This is a genomic window from Flavobacterium yafengii (assembly GCF_030010375.1).
GTDB lineage: Bacteria > Bacteroidota > Bacteroidia > Flavobacteriales > Flavobacteriaceae > Flavobacterium > Flavobacterium yafengii.
Window position 1 is genome coordinate 1,626,683 of sequence record NZ_JASCRY010000001.1, and the last position, 16,365, is coordinate 1,643,047.

Here is a 16,365-nt window from a genome sequence, read left to right on the forward strand (position 1 = left end):
ATTAATTAGTTGAATTGATTTCTTTAATAATTTTTGCAGGAGTTCCACCCACGATGGTATTGTCGGGAACATCTTTTGAAACCACCGAACCTGCTGCTACGATTGCATTTTCACCAATAGTTACGCCTTGTAAAATGGTTGCATTTGCACCAATCCAAGCATTTTTTTTGATGTGAATAGGTTTTGGAATTAAAGAATGTCGGTCTTCTATTGCGGTGGGATGTCCTTCGGTTAATAAACTCACTTTCGGAGCAATTAACACGTTGTCTTCTATTGTAATTCCGCCTAAATCCAAAAACACACAATCGAAGTTGATGAATACATTTTTGCCGATTTTGGTATGCTTTCCGTAATTGATGTGCAACGGAGTAAATACGGTAACGCTCTCGTCAATTTCTGTTCCTGTAATTTGACTTAAAAAGCTTCTGATTTCTTCGGGTTCAGTTGCATTATTCATTTGAATTACAAGCTTTTTTGTGGCAAAAGATGCTTCACGCATTTTATAACCATCTGGGTCGTTAGGTAAAATGGTTTCTCCATTGCGTAGCCGTTCAAAAATATCTATTGTCTTCATTGCCTTACTTACTTTATACTACAAAGTTAAAAGCATTTTAAAAGTGTTATGTTACATTTATGGCTCAATTAATGTCAAATATTACTTATCTTTGTTTAAGGTTTCTTTATTTAAATGAATATGCCAGAAAAACAAAAAGTTATCCTTTATAAAACGGCATCAACGGCTCAATTTCCCGAAGATTTTCAAACTCGGTTTCATACGCATATTTATTGTCAAAGTGGAAGTGTGAAATTTATCTTCAATGGTCAGCAATATCAAAGTAAAAAAGGGGAATTTATCTTTTGGTTGGCAGGTTTTAAAGTTTCGGACTTGTCTTTTTCAAAGAATTTTAAAGCAACAATGTTGTTTGTGGACAGGGATTTATTGACAACAAATTTACCGAGTGCAAATGCGAGTATAGATAGCGTTATACACTCCAAAGAAAATCCGATTTTGCATCCTGATAAAGAAGACAAAGATAAAATCTTAAAAAATTTTCAGCTGCTTTACGATAAGTCGCAAGAAACAAACCATCGATTTTACGAAGAAATGTTGAGACTCCAAATGCAACTTTTTCTTCTGGAAATGTGGCACATTTTTGAAGATGAACTCGACAGACGAAAACGAAGTTTACAAAGCGGAACATTATACGAACGGTTTTTGTCATTAGTACAGGAACACTGTTTGAAAGAACGAGAAGTGCAATTTTACAGCGATAAGCTGAACATCACACCTAAATATCTCAATTATATTTGCAAGGTCAATACCCGAATAACTGCTTCTGAATGGATACAGCGTAATGCGAAAGAGCGGATAATACTCCTGTTGCAAAATAAGAACCTAAATATTTCCGAAATTGCCGATGAAATGGATTTTTCGAGCCGTTCGTTTTTTACTCGCTATGTGAAAAAATTGCTTGGAGTAACTCCGAAAGAATATCGGGAACGAATATGAAAAAGTTTATAACATAACTTTTTAGTGCGTTGGGGTTTTATTTTTTCGGTGTCAAGCAGTTCTGGTCAGGTGCAGAAGTGTGTCGTTTTACGCTTGCTCCTAACGTTCTGGTACTACAGCGGGTTTGGGACTAAATTAAGCCCTATTTTCGGATTTGCCAAATCATTCCAAATACAAAACCAACTTTCCATTAAACCTATTGCCAAAATCCGTTGTAGTAGCTGTTATAGCCAGTGGTTATTTGTCCGTTTCGCTTTTCCATTCGTGTTCAATGTTTGTCATAAGCAATGCGTTGTCAAAAGTCACCGAGCCATTAGGAAAAATTTCTTCATTTTCAAAAAAGCTTGATTTTACTTTTGAAACATCAAGCGGTCTAACTTCCCATTTATATGCATTCAGTCTTAGACCATCAAATTTGTCTTTGTTTGGTGAATATCCAAGGTCACCATTTTCAAAAAAGTCTGAAGCGTTATTTAATGTTTCAAAAATTGATTTATCGCTAAATAGCTTTGTTTCCGTAGCGTCAATTAATATTTCGGTGTCGTCTGAACTTTTAAAGTCGATATGATAATTTCCGTTTTTTTCAGCTACATTAAATTTTGCATAATAGTGTTTGCCTGGAAATATTCGCCCGCCAACTAACGTGTTTAATTTTAAAGAAGTGTCTCTGCGAGGAATATAAACTCCTGATTTTGTCTCACCGTTTTCGTCCCATTCGACCGCAATTCTGTGAGCACCATTTTCAGAGTTTACACCAATAAAATCAGGAAACCCTTTGGGTTTTATGTTTTTTAGTCTGATTAAGCAAATTCCAACGATAGCTTTGTCTTTGTATAGTTTTGGTCTAAAAGGAAACGGAATAATTTTCTCCACCGATTTTGGGTCAGCTGTGAAGTTGATTAAAATTCTTCTGTCGATATATCCGTGTATTGTCGGGATTTTCATTGTTGTTTCGGTTTTTGAACCATTGGCTATAACTTGTATATATGCGCTACAAAGTAGCGCATATACATCTTATTTTGGGTGGATAGGCGCTACTGAGTAGCGTATTACTGTCAAATATACACTTTAATTATTATCTTACAAATCATCAAAAGGGCTTTTAATTTGTTGAATACTTTTGTACTTACAAGAGCATCTATTTAGCACCTTTTGCGTGAAGGATGGAAGTGGAGCTCTTTATTGTTTTATCCCGAAGGGTAAAATAATAAAAGCGGAAACAAACAGCCTGACCTTGTTGTAGGACTAAACAAAGTAATTTATACGAAGTGCAACAACAAGGACACGCCCAAAAAAAGCACAAAAAAAACCGACTTGTTTTCACAAATCGGTTCGTATTTAAAGGGATTTCCGTTTATACAAATAAGCCTTCGATGCTTAAATAATGTTCGCCGGTGTCGTAGCAAAAAGTTAAGACTTTGGCATTTTCAGGAATTTCTGGGAGTTTTTTGGCCACGGCAGCAAGGGATGCTCCAGAGGATATTCCTATGAACATGCCTTCTTCTTTGGCGGCTCTTTGAGTATAGGCAAATGCTTCGTCTTTGCTCACTTGGATGGTTCCGTCCAATAGATCAGTGTGCAGGTTGGTAGGGATAAATCCTGCTCCAATTCCTTGAATAGGGTGGGGAGCCGGTGCGCCACCACTGATTACTGGTGAAGCTTCGGGTTCTACGGCGTATACTTTCAGGTTGGGGAAATGTTGTTTCAATATTTCGGCACAACCTGTGATGTGACCGCCGGTTCCTACGCCGGTTATCAAATAATCCAGTCCGTCAGGGAATGCTTTTATGATTTCCTGAGCGGTGGTTGTTTTATGAATTTCAATATTGGCAGGATTCTCAAATTGAAGCGGTGACCAAGCATTAGGTATTTCGCTTACTAATTCCTGTGCTTTTTCCAGCGCGCCTTTCATTCCTTTTTCACGGGGCGTCAAGACAAATTCGGCACCATAAAGGCTCATGAGTCGGCGTCTTTCTATCGACATGGATTCTGGCATCACCAGTATTAATTTATAGCCTTTTACGGCAGCAACCATTGCTAGTCCAATTCCTGTATTTCCGGATGTGGCTTCAATAATGGTGCCTCCTGCTTTCAGTAATCCTTTTGCTTCGGCATCTTCAATCATCGCAAGAGCGATTCTGTCCTTGATGCTGGCTCCGGGATTGGCACGTTCCAGTTTGATCCAGACATTGTGGTTGGCACCAAACAAACGATTTATTTTTACATGTGGCGTGTTGCCTATTGTTTCTAGTATGTTGTTGTATTTTGTCATAATTTATATGGAGAAAAAATTAATATCTTTTGTTTCCTGCTGATTCAAAACGGTGTTTTTATTGGATTGCATGACAAACGAATACGGATTAACACTCTTGGTAATAAACGTATTTCCACCCACAATACTATGATTTCCTATGATGGTGCTTCCGCCCAAAATGGTGGCATTGGCATAAATAATAACATGGTCTTCTACGGTAGGATGGCGTTTTTTTTCCTGCATGTTTTTCTCGACTTGCAACGCTCCCAAAGTAACTCCTTGATAAATACTCACGTGTTTTCCTATGGTTGTGGTTTCGCCAATGACAATTCCGGTACCATGATCAATCATAAACGGAACGTCGATGGTGGCACTTGGGTGAATGTCAATTCCGGTTTTGCTATGCGCATATTCGGTAAGAATTCGCGGCAGCAGACACGAGGTTCGGGAAGCAATGGCATTGGCAATGCGATAGACTTCTATGGCAAAAAAACCGGGATAGGAATTGATGATTTCCTGAATACAATCAGCAGCTGGATCCGTATCTAATATGGCTTGCGCATCTTTTTGCATCGAATGGTACAAGTCCGGAAGTGTGGTGTAAAAAGATTCGGCGTCATCCAGAATTTCATTGGCCGTTTTGTCTTTTACAATCTCCGAAAGAATGGCAATAAAGTTGGCTTTGTTTTGATCCAAAAGCAATTCGATTTGAATGGTTTCCAAAGCTTTCTCGGGGAATAATATTTTGAATAAATCATCAATCCAATTGATAATTTTGGTAGAATCGATGGCTCTTACCCAATTTTTGTTTTGGTTTTCATGCAGTGTATTCGAAAAACGGTTGGTTTCAGTATTCATTTATGGTATGGTAAAATCGGAATGGAATTAGTAAAATGGCTTGAAATACAAATATAAAGCAGAATTGAATAGGTTCATAACGCTGCTTTGTAAATAAATGTTAATATGTTAAATTCCCACAAAATGGATGCTTTGTGTTGGAAATGATTCCATAAAAAAATCCGATTTGCTTTCACAAATCGGATTTTATATTTTTCTGTAGAGACTGCAGTGCGTCTCTACTTTCGTGCGTCTCTACGTTACATGATTATTTATTTACAAATGTATTACCTCACCATACGCATCAGCTACAGCTTCCATAACTGCTTCGCTCATAGTTGGGTGTGGGTGAATTGATTTAAGGATTTCATGTCCTGTAGTTTCCAGTTTACGCGCCACAACTGCCTCAGCAATCATATCCGTAACTCCGGCGCCAATCATGTGACATCCTAACCATTCTCCGTATTTAGCATCAAAAATTACTTTTACAAAACCATCCGGTGTTCCGGCAGCTTTTGCTTTTCCTGAAGCTGAAAATGGGAATTTACCAATTTTCAATTCGTATCCTTTTTCTTTAGCTTGTTTTTCAGTCAAACCTACAGAAGCAATTTCTGGAGTAGCATACGTACAACCCGGAACGTTTCCGTAATCGATAGGTTCTACGTGAAGTCCTGCAATTTTCTCCACACAATTGATTCCTTCCGCAGAAGCTACGTGAGCCAATGCTTGTCCTGGCGTAACATCACCAATGGCGTAATAACCAGGAATGTTCGTTTGGTTGTAAGCATTTACCAAAATTTTATCTTTGTCAGTAGCAATTCCTACTTCTTCTAATCCGATGTTTTCAATGTTGGTTTTGATTCCAACAGCTGAAAGTAAAATTTCTGCTTCCAGAACTTCTTCTCCTTTAGCCGTTTTCACAAATGCTTTAACACCTGCTCCAGTTGTATCAATTCTCTCAACAGATGAGTTTGTCATGATTTTGATACCTGCTTTTTTCAAAGAACGTTCCATTTGTTTCGAAATGTCCTCGTCTTCAACAGGAACTACATTTGGCATAAATTCTACAATAGTTACATCAGTTCCCATTGAGTTGTAGAAATGTGCAAATTCAACACCAATCGCTCCAGAACCAACAATAATCATTGATTTTGGTTGTGTTGGTAATGTCATTGCTTGTCTGTAACCAATCACTTTTACACCATCTTGAGGCAAGTTTGGCAACTCACGAGAACGTGCTCCAGTAGCTACAATGATATGATCAGCACTGTATTCAGTAACTTTATTGTCTTTGTCAGTAACATCAACTTTTTTTCCTGGCTTTAGTTTTCCAAAACCATCAATCACGTCAATTTTATTTTTTTTCATCAAGAATTGAACCCCTTTGCTCATTCCGTCAGCTACTGAACGGCTGCGTTGTACAACAGCAGGGAAGTCTTTGTCAAATGATGAAACAGTCAATCCATAATCAGAAGCGTGCTTAAGATAATCAAAAACCTGAGCTGATTTTAGTAACGCTTTTGTTGGGATACAACCCCAGTTCAAGCATACACCGCCTAAGTTTTCTTTTTCTATTACGGCTACTTTAAAGCCTAATTGTGATGCTCTAATAGCTGTAACATAACCACCTGGACCACTTCCTAAAACTATAATATCGTATTTCATTTTTTTATTTTTATTTAAATTTTTGTAAAAATGAATTCCTAAAAACTCATTTCATTTTGTGTGTTTCTCTTGTTTAATTGATTGGGCGAATTTAAGGATTTATTCTGTTTTGAGAAAGTTTCGAAGTAATAAAGTGGCAAACTAACAAATTTTTAGAAAAACACCTTTGTTTCAAACAAATTGCAAAAGTGTAAATCCAGATTTATTATCTTTTAGCTTCTGTGATTTTTTTAAAATAAGTTGAAAAATTGGCACACAGACTACACGGATTTAGTTGATTAACACTGATTTTCAACCTTGAAGCCTTTGCTTCTCTGTTCCTTGCTATTCCTTTGCAGCAAAAACTAATTCGCTACCGAAAACTGGGAATCATACAAATTCTTGTAATAGCCACTCTCGCGGTTGATTAATTCCAGATGCGTTCCTTGTTCTACAATCAGTCCTTTGTCCATTACTACAATTTTATCAGCATTGACAATCGTTGCCAAGCGGTGCGCAATTACAATAGATGTTCTGCCTTTGGTAATGGTTTCCGTAGCGCGCTGAATCAATTCTTCAGAATACGTATCGATCGAGGACGTGGCTTCGTCCAAAATCAAAATACTGGGATTACTCACATACGCTCTCAAGAAAGCAATCAGTTGGCGTTGTCCTGATGATAACATAACGCCGCGTTCCTTCACATCAAAATCATAATTATCAGGTAAACTCATGATGAATTCATGGACGCCAATTTTTTTGGCTGCAGCCAAAACTTGTTCCCGACTAATTTCAGGATTATTTAAGGTGATATTGTTGAAAATAGTATCGGCAAAAAGGAAAACATCCTGCAAAACAACTGCAATTTGTTTTCGTAACGAACTCAATGTGTAATTCTCAATATTGTGATTGTCTATGTAAATAGAACCGCTGTTGATTTCGTAAAAACGATTCAGCAAGTTAATAATCGTAGATTTTCCGGCACCTGTAGAGCCTACAATAGCAATAGTTTGACCAGCATTAACCTCTAAGTCGATTCCTTTTATCACTTCTTCATCCGGAATATATCCAAAACGAACATTCTTGAATTCGATGTCTCCCTTAAAGATTGGCGCTTCGATAATTCCGGTATCCTGAATTTGATCTTCGGTATCTAAAATATCAAAAACACGGTTTGCCGCAATCATTCCCAGTTGCATCTCGTTGAATTTATCCGCAATTTGACGTAGTGGATTGAACAACATTCCGATGAACATGGTGTACGAAAATAAATCTCCAAAAGTGGTGAAATTATCCCCGTTTAAGATCTTGATTCCTCCATACAGTACAATAAAACCAAGTGTTAAAGACGAAATAATATCAGCAATAGGGAAGAAGATGGAGTTATAAAGAATGGTTTTTATCCACGCTTTTTTGTGTTTATCATTAATGCTTTTAAATTTTTCAGACTCAATGTCTTCTCTGTTAAAAAGTTGGACAATCTTCATTCCTGTTACGCGTTCCTGCACAAAGGAATTCATATTGGCAATTTGAGTACGCACTTCTTCAAAAGCGACTTGCATTTTCTTCTGGAAAATTCGAGTGAAATAAACTAAAATTGGCATCGCCACTATCACAATCCAAGTCAGTTTCCAGTTCATGTAGAACATAAAAATAAGTACCACGAACATTTTCATCAAGTCACTGATAATCATAAACAAACCTTGACTAAAAATACGGGCGATCGATTCAATATCCGAAACCGAACGTGTCACGAGTTGGCCCACAGGAACGTGATCAAAATATTTCATTCGGAAACTCAAAATATGTTGAAACAGTTTCGTCCGAATGTCTTTTACAATATCCTGACCAAGCCAGTTCGCCCAATACACAAAGTAAAATTGCGAAAATACCTCCAGTAATAGTACAATTCCCATCAAGACTACATACATCAATAATCCTTGCTGGTCTTGGGTTGCGATGTAACCATCCACGGTTTGTTTCAATAAATACGGACGCAATGCCGCAAAAATCGATAGTGAAATGGCGAAAATAATCACGCCATTAAAACGCCATTGATAGGGTTTGGTAAATTTTAATATTCGTTTGAATAGTCTAGTATCAAATGCTTTTGCTTTCATATTTTTGGAGCTATTTCCTGCTATTCGTTGCAATCTTTTATGTTTTTGGCAGCAAAAACATAAAAGGATTTTCACTGCTATCAGGGCTATTGCGTAATGTAATCGTATTCTATTTTGGTTAAATACAAACCATGCGCCGGAACTGAAAAACCAGCTTTATCTCGGTTTTTACTTTCTATGATGGCGGTAAAATCTGCCAATGTAATCTTGTGTAATCCTATGTTTACCAATGTTCCTACAATAGCACGCACCATATTTCGTAAGAAACGATTGGCCGAAATTGTAAAAATCAGGTTGCCATTTTCTTGTTTGTCTGCGCCCTGTTCGGCTGTGCCTCGAGTCCAATAAGCTTCAAAAATCGTACAGTCAAAAGTATTTACATCCGTATTGACTTTCGAAAAACATTGAAAATCAGTATGATTAAATAATAGTTGGGCCGCTTCATTCATCAAATCGATATCTAACTTTTGATGGAAATACCAGCTTTGCTCTTGCGAAAAAACATCTTTAAACGTATTGATGTGGTATTCGTAGGTTCTTTTTGTAGCATCAAAACGAGTATGCGCCTCATCATGTACCGGAATAATGTCATAAACAACAATATCTTTAGGTAAATAAGAGTTGAGTTTGTGTACTAAACTTGGAATGTCAAATGGGTTTTCAAAATTAAAATGAGCATACATCTCTTTTGCGTGAACGCCGGTATCCGTTCTTCCGGCTCCCATAAGATTGATAGTTGTGTTCAATAGCACCGAAAACGCTTTGTTCATCGTTTCCTGAACGGAAGCAGCATTGGGTTGGTATTGCCAGCCGTGATAATGGGTTCCGTTGTATGCTAATTTGATGAAATATCTCAAGTGAATTTTTTTGAAGCCACAAAGATACTTATTAATTTTTTTGCCACGAAGTCGCATAGGTGCAAACTTTGTTAAGTTTCGATTTCATTTTTTATTTGGAATCCGAATGTTTATTTTTACCTCAAAATCCTAGCCCTGATAAAAGTGAAAATCCTTTATTGTTTTTTTTTAAACAATAAAGATTGTAACGGATAGCAGGAAATTGCTCCTAAAAAAATTACTTTGAAAAAAATACTCCTACTTTCTGATACACACAGTCACATTGATGATACGATTTTGAAATATGTCGCTCAGGCTGACGAAGTTTGGCATGCAGGCGATATAGGTGATTTGGCTGTAACGGATGCGATAAAAAAGATAAAACCGTTGCGTTGTGTGTATGGGAATATCGACGATGCCAAGGCGCGAATGGAATTTCCGTTGCACAATCGTTTTATGTGTGAAGGAGTTGATGTTTGGATTACACATATTGGCGGGTATCCGGGGAAATACAATCCCAATATTAAAGCAGAGATGGAATCGAATCCTCCAAAATTGTTTATTTGTGGACATTCGCACATCCTAAAAGTTATATTTGATAAGAAATATAATTTATTGCACATGAATCCCGGAGCTGCCGGAAAAAGTGGTTTTCATCAGGTACGCACGATGTTGCGTTTTGTGATTGAAGGTGATAAAATCAAGGATATGGAAATTATTGAGATGGAAAAACGGGTGTAGTTATTTTTTTTTGATAGGTAATAGGCACGTCAATAGCCACAGTTGTTCCTGAATTAAGCTTTGAATTTATTGCAATAGTTCCTTTTAGATTGTTTATTCTGGCTTTGATTTGGTTGATTCCAAAACCTTCCAGAATATAAAATTTATCGGTGTCAAATCCTTTACCGTTATCCTCGATTTTGATTTGGAGTGATTTATTGTTTTCTTGAATAGACAAATTTGCCTGAGTGGCGCTACTGTGTTTTATGATGTTGTTTAGTAGTTCCATTATGATAAAATACATTTTCATTTCAAAATCTTCATTGTAACGTGTTTTTGTAGGTACCACAATGGAGTAGTTAAATTGAATTACGGAGTTTGAGTTTTTTTCGCATAAATCCTCTAAGGCATAAAATAAACCAAATCGTGCTAAAAGGGTTGGCATCAGTTCATGAGATAAATCCCTTATTTGATCGTGCGCTTCTTCTAATATGGCTTTAGTTTTTATAATTTCTTCGGCATTAGTATGGTTTTGAGAGGTAAATGCATTGAGATGCAATCCTGCAGAGGATAGCAAAGCGCTGATGTTATCATGTAAAAACGAAGCAATTTTTTTTCGTTCTAATTCTTGTCCGTTGATAGATGCATTGATTGTATTCTGTTGCAATTGACTTTGTATGTCTTTAATTTTGTTTTTTTGCTTAAGCTTTGAGTTTTCTGAGAAAATATAAAAAAGGAAAAAGAAAAATAATAAAAGGATAATTATTATAATTACAATTTTTTTGTTTCTGGATTGCTCTTGTATTAGTAAATATTCTTTGGTTTTGTACTCGTTTCCTATTTTATCGATTTCTCTTTTATACTCGTCAATTTCAAGATTTATTCCAGCTACATTTGCTTTGTTGAGCTTTTCCTCATTGTTAAGTTTAATCGTTAGCTCATTGTAGAGTGCAAGATTTTTATAAGCATTTTCATAATCTCCATTTTTTAATAAAAATTTAGAAAACTCATGATGCGAATATGATAAATCTGATTTTTCATTTCCTTCGTTTCCTAATTTGATGGCATTTTGGAAAAAGAATAACGCATTTGCCGAATCATTTTTATAGCTGTGATACATCCCATTTAGCATGTTTAAAGCTACAATAGTTGATTCATCGCCATGTTTTTGGTGGTGTTTATTGATGTATTTTAGATAGGGAAGACCTTCTTCATAACGGCCAATGTCAAAATAGGCCCAGGTAATATTAAGTTTAGTGAAAACTATTTGAGCTGAATCATGAATTTTTGTGCTGTATTGAAGCGATTTTTTGTAGTAGTAAATTCCTTTTTCATATTGCTTTTTGTCAAAACAATAAATGTTTCCCAAGTTATTATTGATCCAATTTTTTAAAACATCATTATTCGTTTTATTAGCATAGGTTAATCCCTTGTTATAATAAAAAAAAGCTTTGTCATATTCAGATAATTGATCAAAATTTGCTGCAATTGTGTTGTAGGTAGCCGCAATTAGATTGTCATCTTTTAAAGCAATAGCATAGGTGAGGGCAAGTCTCGATTTTATTAATGATTTTTCAAAATTACCGGCTTTCATAAGCTCATTAGCTTCTTTTGCGAGTATTGTGACTTCTTGCTTTTTGTGTGATTTTTTATGTGCAAAAACAGTAATTCCAGAGAAATTAAGTAGTAAAGTCAATACTATAACAATTTGTTTGTACGGCATAGATACTTTATTTTTTTCTGATTGTTATTGTTTTTGGTTAAAAGTAAATCCTATTTCAGATTGAGAAATCAAGATTTGATTAATTTATTTTTGATGGCATATTTAACCAGACTTATGGAGTTTTTGGCATCTAGTTTTTTCATTATATTTTTGCGATGGGTTTCAACAGTATTCACACTGATAAACAGTTGGTCACTAATTTCTTTACCGCTGTATTCAAGTGATATTAAGGTGATGATTTCTAACTCACGATCCGTCAAAATAGAATTTACAACAGACTCGTTTTTGATTAATTTTACATTGTCTTTTGTGACTGTACTAAATATTTTTTCCCTGACTGATTTACAAAAATATTCTTCGCCTCTGGATACCGCCTGAATTGCTTCGACGATATTTTCACCGGCACATTTTTTTGTCAAATAGCCACTACTGCCTAATTTCATAACTTCTTTTATTATTCTTAAATCATCGTAACTGGATAAAACAATAATTTTACAAGGAAATCCTTTTTCAGCAAATTCCTTAATGACTTCGATTCCATCTTTTTTAGGCATATTGATATCTAAAATAAGAATATCTGCTTTGTTTTCGGTAACCTCATTGAAAATAGTGTCACCATTCAGAGAGAATCCAACTACTTCAAAATCATGAAGTGTATGTAGCAAAGTACGTATACCATCAATAAGTATTTGATGGTCATCTGCAAGATGAATTTTAATTTTTTGTAACATATCGTAATTACTATTTTCAAATTTATAAAAAAAATAGGAGAATATCATTTTATAAGATTTTTATTCGTTTTTTTTAAATCAAATAAAAAGATTTAGACACAAAAAAACCCGAATTGTTACATTCGGGTTCTCTTCGCACTAATAAACTAAAGTTTATAGGTTTACCTCAATCTGTCCACAGATTTTACAAGATCTTCATCCTTTTTGATAGCTTTATTAGCCAAGACTAATAACACGATAGCAACTACAGGTAGAAACATCCCAATACCTTTCTCCGAAACAGCAGGTGTTTCTCCAGATAGATTTAGTGAACGATATACAAACAATCCTAATAAAATCAAATTTAATATGATATTCAATCTGCCAATAACAAATTGATTTTGTCTTTTTTTATAGGAAACAATACTTAACAAAGTCAGCGTAGTACTCAATCCCAATAATATGGTATATACTTGGCTTTGCATGAAATAAAAGTCTTTCCCATCTTTCATTGTCCACAACGGAATAAAAAATAGTAAAATGCCTGTAACTACAAAAGCAAGTAGTAAATATATGGTCTGAATTCTTTGTATCATTTGTTAAATATCTTTTACAAAAATATATTTTCTTTTTTATAAATACTATTGTCTGATTAAATTTTATTCGTATTATTGCATCATAATACCGTAAGCACTTCATACTGCGGTTGATTCAAAATAAAGTTCACTACCTATCTTTTACATTATTTTCCAAAAATTAATTAAACTCATAGAACATTCATGTTTGATATTTCTGCATTAAAAGAAATGAAGCTTTCTGAGCTTCAAGAAATAGCTAAATCAGCTAAAACCATAAAATTTAACGGTGTAAAAAAAGAGACATTAATCAGTCAGATTTTAGAGCATCAAGTGGACAACGTTGATTCTACATCAGATACAAAAAAGGAAAGCGACCTTGAGGACGATAAGCCCAAAAGAGCTAGAATTGTTCCTGTTAAAAAAGCAGCAATTCAAAAAGCGGTACCAAATTCTCTTTTTGAAAAAGAAGAAGTTGTAGCTGAAATAAATGTTCCTGTTGAAAATAATCTTCCTATTGAAGCTATTTCAAAAGAAGAAGAGGCTACAAAAACTGAATCTGAAGGAAATGAGAAAAAAGTAGGTAAAATTATTAAATTTAATAAATCAGCTTACGAAAAGAAAATTGCTTTAAAAAAGGATAAAGAAGAGGTAAAAGAAGGAAGTGCAGAGGATGCTATAGTTGCAGATTCAGTAACTGAAGACAAAACAGAAGCTCCTGTTGCTCCAGCAAAAAAGATAAATCCAAACCAATTACATAAGCAAAATCCAAATCAGAATCCTAACCAAAATCCAAATCAAAACGGAAATGGTAACGGGAATCAAAATCCAAATTTTAAAAATAAGAAAAGTAATTTCGCTGCTTCTGATTTTGAATTTGACGGAATTATAGAAAGTGAAGGTGTTCTAGAAATGATGCCGGATGGATATGGTTTCTTGCGTTCTTCAGATTATAATTATTTGGCTTCGCCAGATGATATTTATTTGTCGACTTCACAAATCAGATTGTTCGGTCTTAAAACCGGAGATACGGTAAAAGGAGTGGTTCGTCCACCAAAAGAAGGAGAGAAATTTTTTCCATTAGTACGCGTTTTAAAAATAAACGGACACGATCCTCAAGTCGTTCGTGATAGAGTTTCATTCGAACATTTAACACCGGTTTTTCCATCAGAAAAATTCAAATTGGCCGAAAAACAAAGCACGATTTCAACGCGAATTATCGATTTGTTTTCACCAATAGGAAAAGGACAACGTGGAATGATTGTGGCACAGCCTAAAACCGGTAAAACGATGTTGCTAAAGGAAATTGCCAATGCAATAGCGGCAAATCATCCTGAAGTATATTTGATTGTTTTACTGATTGATGAGCGTCCGGAAGAGGTTACGGATATGCAACGTAGTGTGCGTGGCGAAGTGATTGCTTCTACATTTGACAGAGAACCACAAGAGCATGTGAAAATTGCGAATATCGTTCTTGAAAAAGCAAAACGATTGGTAGAATGTGGTCACGATGTAGTGATTCTATTGGATTCCATTACACGTTTAGCGAGAGCGTATAATACGGTTCAGCCTGCTTCAGGTAAAGTATTAAGTGGTGGTGTGGATGCGAATGCATTGCAAAAGCCAAAACGTTTCTTTGGAGCTGCCCGTAACGTAGAAAACGGAGGTTCGTTAAGTATTATCGCTACTGCATTGACAGAAACTGGTTCGAAAATGGATGAAGTTATCTTCGAAGAATTTAAAGGTACCGGTAATATGGAATTGCAATTGGATAGAAAAATTGCTAACAAACGTATTTTTCCGGCTATCGATTTGACTTCTTCAAGTACAAGACGTGACGATATGTTATTGGATCAAAAAACATTGCAAAGAATGTGGATTATGCGTAAATACCTTTCGGATATGAATCCAGTGGAAGCGATGGACTTTATCAATGATCGTTTCAAGAAAACGAAGAACAATGAAGAGTTTTTAATCTCAATGAATGATTAATATAAAATTTAAGTTTTTTAGTTTAAGGTTTAAAGTTGGAAAAAGATTAAGCTGAAAAAATAATGATATAAAAAAAGTCCTCGAATTTCGAGGACTTTTTTTGTGAATTCTGGAGTCTAAAATCTATTCTACTTCTTTTTGTACTCTTTTTTCTTTCTGTTCTGAGCTTTCTTTACGTTCTAACAAAGCCATGTAGAATCCGTCAAAACCTGACTCTGAAGCCAATATTTTTTGATCTTTTATAAAATTGAATTGTTTACCAATGTCAGTTGTCAAAAAGTGCTCTACCTGTTCTTGATTTTCTGATGGTAATATAGAACAAGTAGCATATACTAATTTTCCTCCAGGTTTTACAATTTTAGAATAGCTTTCTAAAACTTCCGATTGTACTTTACGAATGTTGTCAATAAATTCCGGTTTCAATTTCCATTTAGCATCTGGATTTCTTTTCAGAACTCCTAAACCACTACAAGGTGCGTCAATTAACACACGGTCTGCTTTTTCGTGTAGTTTTTTGATGATTTTTGTCGAGTCAATAATGCGGTATTCAATATTGAAAGCACCGTCTCTTTTAGCTCTGATTTTTAGTTGCTTCAATTTGCTTTCATACAAATCCATAGCAATTAATTGTCCTTTGTTTTCCATTAAAGAAGCAATGTGCAATGTTTTTCCACCAGCGCCAGCACAAGTATCAACGACACGCATTCCTGGTTTTACATCAAGGAAAGCAGCTACTAATTGGGAGTTGGCATCCTGAACTTCAAAAAAACCTTGTTTGAAAGCGTCTGTCAAGAAAACATTAGCTCTTTCTTTTAGAACCAAAGCATCAGGTTGGTTTTTCAGCGTTTCTGTCTCAATGTTTAAATCCATCAAAATAGCACGTAGTGCCTCTCTTGTTGTCTTAAGTGTGTTTACTCTTAGAATTACCTTAGCAGGTTGGTTTTGAGCTGCTATTTCAGTTGCCCAAACTTTCTCTCCTAATTCTTTCACGCCTAATTCATCCATCCAGTCTGGAATAGATTCTTTTAAAGCTCTCACTTTTGAAAGTTCGTCAAAACGTCCTTTTATTTTTCGTTCTGGAGTTCCTTCCAGTTGACGCCAATCCGGAATAGGATAGCCTCTTAATACCGCCCAAACAGAAAACATTCTCCAAAGATTGTCTCTGTCAAATGGTTCTTTTACTTCGGCTATTTCTGCGTATAGTCTTTTCCAACGTACAATTTCGTAGATGGTTTCGGCAACAAACTTTCTGTCAGAGCTTCCCCAGCGTTTGTCTTTTTTTAAGGATCTTGCAACCACTTTGTCAGCATATTCGCCTTCATTAAAAATGGCGTTTAAAGCGTCTATTGTTGTGTAAACTAAATTTCTGTGTAATCTCATTTTAAATAATTGAGGTGCAAAGGTACTATTAATTGATTGAATGTTATATTTTTAATAATGAATG

The 16,365-nt window shown here is 35.4% G+C and carries 14 protein-coding genes; 3 read left to right on the forward strand and 11 right to left on the reverse strand.

Going from position 1 to position 16,365, the window contains the following annotated elements; genetic code table 11:
- Window position 1: 1 nt before the first annotated feature.
- On the reverse strand, window positions 2-574 hold the full coding sequence (locus QLS97_RS07105; protein WP_282715355.1) for a sugar O-acetyltransferase: 573 nt from the start codon (window positions 572-574) through the stop codon (window positions 2-4).
- Window positions 575-694: 120 nt separating this feature from the next.
- On the opposite strand from QLS97_RS07105, the gene QLS97_RS07110 reads away from it, so the two are divergent.
- Complete coding sequence (locus QLS97_RS07110) at window positions 695-1,510, forward strand: helix-turn-helix domain-containing protein (protein WP_282715357.1); 816 nt, start codon at window positions 695-697, stop codon at window positions 1,508-1,510.
- 237 nt (window positions 1,511-1,747) lie between these two features.
- Here the strand turns inward: QLS97_RS07110 and QLS97_RS07115 are convergent, their stop codons facing one another.
- The 6 genes from QLS97_RS07115 to truA form a co-directional block, all read right to left on the reverse strand.
- A complete protein-coding gene (locus tag QLS97_RS07115; protein WP_282715359.1) occupies window positions 1,748-2,455 on the reverse strand; it encodes a DUF2071 domain-containing protein in 708 nt (235 codons plus the stop codon).
- 409 nt (window positions 2,456-2,864) lie between these two features.
- Window positions 2,865-3,782: a cysteine synthase A gene (gene cysK / locus QLS97_RS07120; protein WP_282715361.1), complete on the reverse strand. Its 918-nt coding sequence runs from the start codon at window positions 3,780-3,782 to the stop codon at window positions 2,865-2,867.
- A gap of 3 nt (window positions 3,783-3,785) precedes the next feature.
- Window positions 3,786-4,622 carry a serine O-acetyltransferase gene (locus QLS97_RS07125; RefSeq protein WP_282715363.1) on the reverse strand — a complete coding sequence of 279 codons (837 nt, stop codon included), beginning with the start codon at window positions 4,620-4,622 and terminating at the stop codon, window positions 3,786-3,788.
- Window positions 4,623-4,877: 255 nt separating this feature from the next.
- The gene (gene lpdA / locus QLS97_RS07130) at window positions 4,878-6,266 is read right to left on the reverse strand and encodes a dihydrolipoyl dehydrogenase (RefSeq protein ID WP_282715365.1); all 1,389 of its coding nucleotides are present in this window, start codon (window positions 6,264-6,266) and stop codon (window positions 4,878-4,880) included.
- 344 nt (window positions 6,267-6,610) lie between these two features.
- The gene (locus QLS97_RS07135; RefSeq protein ID WP_282715367.1) at window positions 6,611-8,365 is read right to left on the reverse strand and encodes an ABC transporter ATP-binding protein; all 1,755 of its coding nucleotides are present in this window, start codon (window positions 8,363-8,365) and stop codon (window positions 6,611-6,613) included.
- Between the two features lie 86 nt (window positions 8,366-8,451).
- Window positions 8,452-9,222: a tRNA pseudouridine(38-40) synthase TruA gene (gene truA, locus QLS97_RS07140; RefSeq protein ID WP_282715369.1), complete on the reverse strand. Its 771-nt coding sequence runs from the start codon at window positions 9,220-9,222 to the stop codon at window positions 8,452-8,454.
- A 222-nt stretch (window positions 9,223-9,444) separates the two neighbouring features.
- Between truA and QLS97_RS07145 the strand changes: the two genes are divergently transcribed.
- Window positions 9,445-9,942 (forward strand): metallophosphoesterase family protein, encoded by a 498-nt coding sequence (locus QLS97_RS07145; RefSeq protein WP_282715371.1) that lies wholly within the window; start codon window positions 9,445-9,447, stop codon window positions 9,940-9,942.
- Here the strand turns inward: QLS97_RS07145 and QLS97_RS07150 are convergent.
- The 3 genes from QLS97_RS07150 to QLS97_RS07160 form a co-directional block, all read right to left on the reverse strand.
- Window positions 9,917-11,644 (reverse strand): tetratricopeptide repeat-containing sensor histidine kinase, encoded by a 1,728-nt coding sequence (locus QLS97_RS07150; RefSeq protein WP_282715373.1) that lies wholly within the window; start codon window positions 11,642-11,644, stop codon window positions 9,917-9,919. The two genes, QLS97_RS07145 and QLS97_RS07150, sit on opposite strands and share 26 nt — an antisense overlap.
- Before the next feature lie 68 nt (window positions 11,645-11,712).
- Window positions 11,713-12,375, reverse strand: coding sequence for a response regulator (locus tag QLS97_RS07155; protein ID WP_282715562.1), 663 nt, complete (start codon window positions 12,373-12,375; stop codon window positions 11,713-11,715).
- A 161-nt stretch (window positions 12,376-12,536) separates the two neighbouring features.
- A complete protein-coding gene (locus QLS97_RS07160) occupies window positions 12,537-12,950 on the reverse strand; it encodes a DUF4293 family protein (protein WP_282715375.1) in 414 nt (137 codons plus the stop codon).
- Window positions 12,951-13,133: 183 nt separating this feature from the next.
- On the opposite strand from QLS97_RS07160, the gene rho reads away from it, so the two are divergent.
- Window positions 13,134-14,921 (forward strand): transcription termination factor Rho, encoded by a 1,788-nt coding sequence (rho, locus tag QLS97_RS07165; RefSeq protein WP_282715377.1) that lies wholly within the window; start codon window positions 13,134-13,136, stop codon window positions 14,919-14,921.
- A 123-nt stretch (window positions 14,922-15,044) separates the two neighbouring features.
- On the opposite strand, the gene QLS97_RS07170 is transcribed toward rho, so the two are convergent.
- On the reverse strand, window positions 15,045-16,301 hold the full coding sequence (locus QLS97_RS07170) for an RsmB/NOP family class I SAM-dependent RNA methyltransferase (protein ID WP_282715379.1): 1,257 nt from the start codon (window positions 16,299-16,301) through the stop codon (window positions 15,045-15,047).
- Window positions 16,302-16,365 lie beyond the last annotated feature (64 nt).

Bases quoted from the DNA above. Each gene is read 5' to 3' on its own strand.
- QLS97_RS07155 (WP_282715562.1), bottom strand. From the start codon at position 12,375: ATGTTACAAAAAATTAAAATTCATCTTGCAGATGACCATCAAATACTT.
- cysK (WP_282715361.1), bottom strand. From the start codon at position 3,782: ATGACAAAATACAACAACATACTAGAAACAATAGGCAACACGCCACAT.
- QLS97_RS07125 (WP_282715363.1), bottom strand. From the start codon at position 4,622: ATGAATACTGAAACCAACCGTTTTTCGAATACACTGCATGAAAACCAA.
- lpdA (WP_282715365.1), bottom strand. From the start codon at position 6,266: ATGAAATACGATATTATAGTTTTAGGAAGTGGTCCAGGTGGTTATGTT.
- QLS97_RS07160 (WP_282715375.1), bottom strand. From the start codon at position 12,950: ATGATACAAAGAATTCAGACCATATATTTACTACTTGCTTTTGTAGTT.
- rho (WP_282715377.1), top strand. From the start codon at position 13,134: ATGTTTGATATTTCTGCATTAAAAGAAATGAAGCTTTCTGAGCTTCAA.
- QLS97_RS07135 (WP_282715367.1), bottom strand. From the start codon at position 8,365: ATGAAAGCAAAAGCATTTGATACTAGACTATTCAAACGAATATTAAAA.
- QLS97_RS07105 (WP_282715355.1), bottom strand. From the start codon at position 574: ATGAAGACAATAGATATTTTTGAACGGCTACGCAATGGAGAAACCATT.
- QLS97_RS07115 (WP_282715359.1), bottom strand. From the start codon at position 2,455: ATGAAAATCCCGACAATACACGGATATATCGACAGAAGAATTTTAATC.
- QLS97_RS07110 (WP_282715357.1), top strand. From the start codon at position 695: ATGCCAGAAAAACAAAAAGTTATCCTTTATAAAACGGCATCAACGGCT.
- QLS97_RS07170 (WP_282715379.1), bottom strand. From the start codon at position 16,301: ATGAGATTACACAGAAATTTAGTTTACACAACAATAGACGCTTTAAAC.
- QLS97_RS07150 (WP_282715373.1), bottom strand. From the start codon at position 11,644: ATGCCGTACAAACAAATTGTTATAGTATTGACTTTACTACTTAATTTC.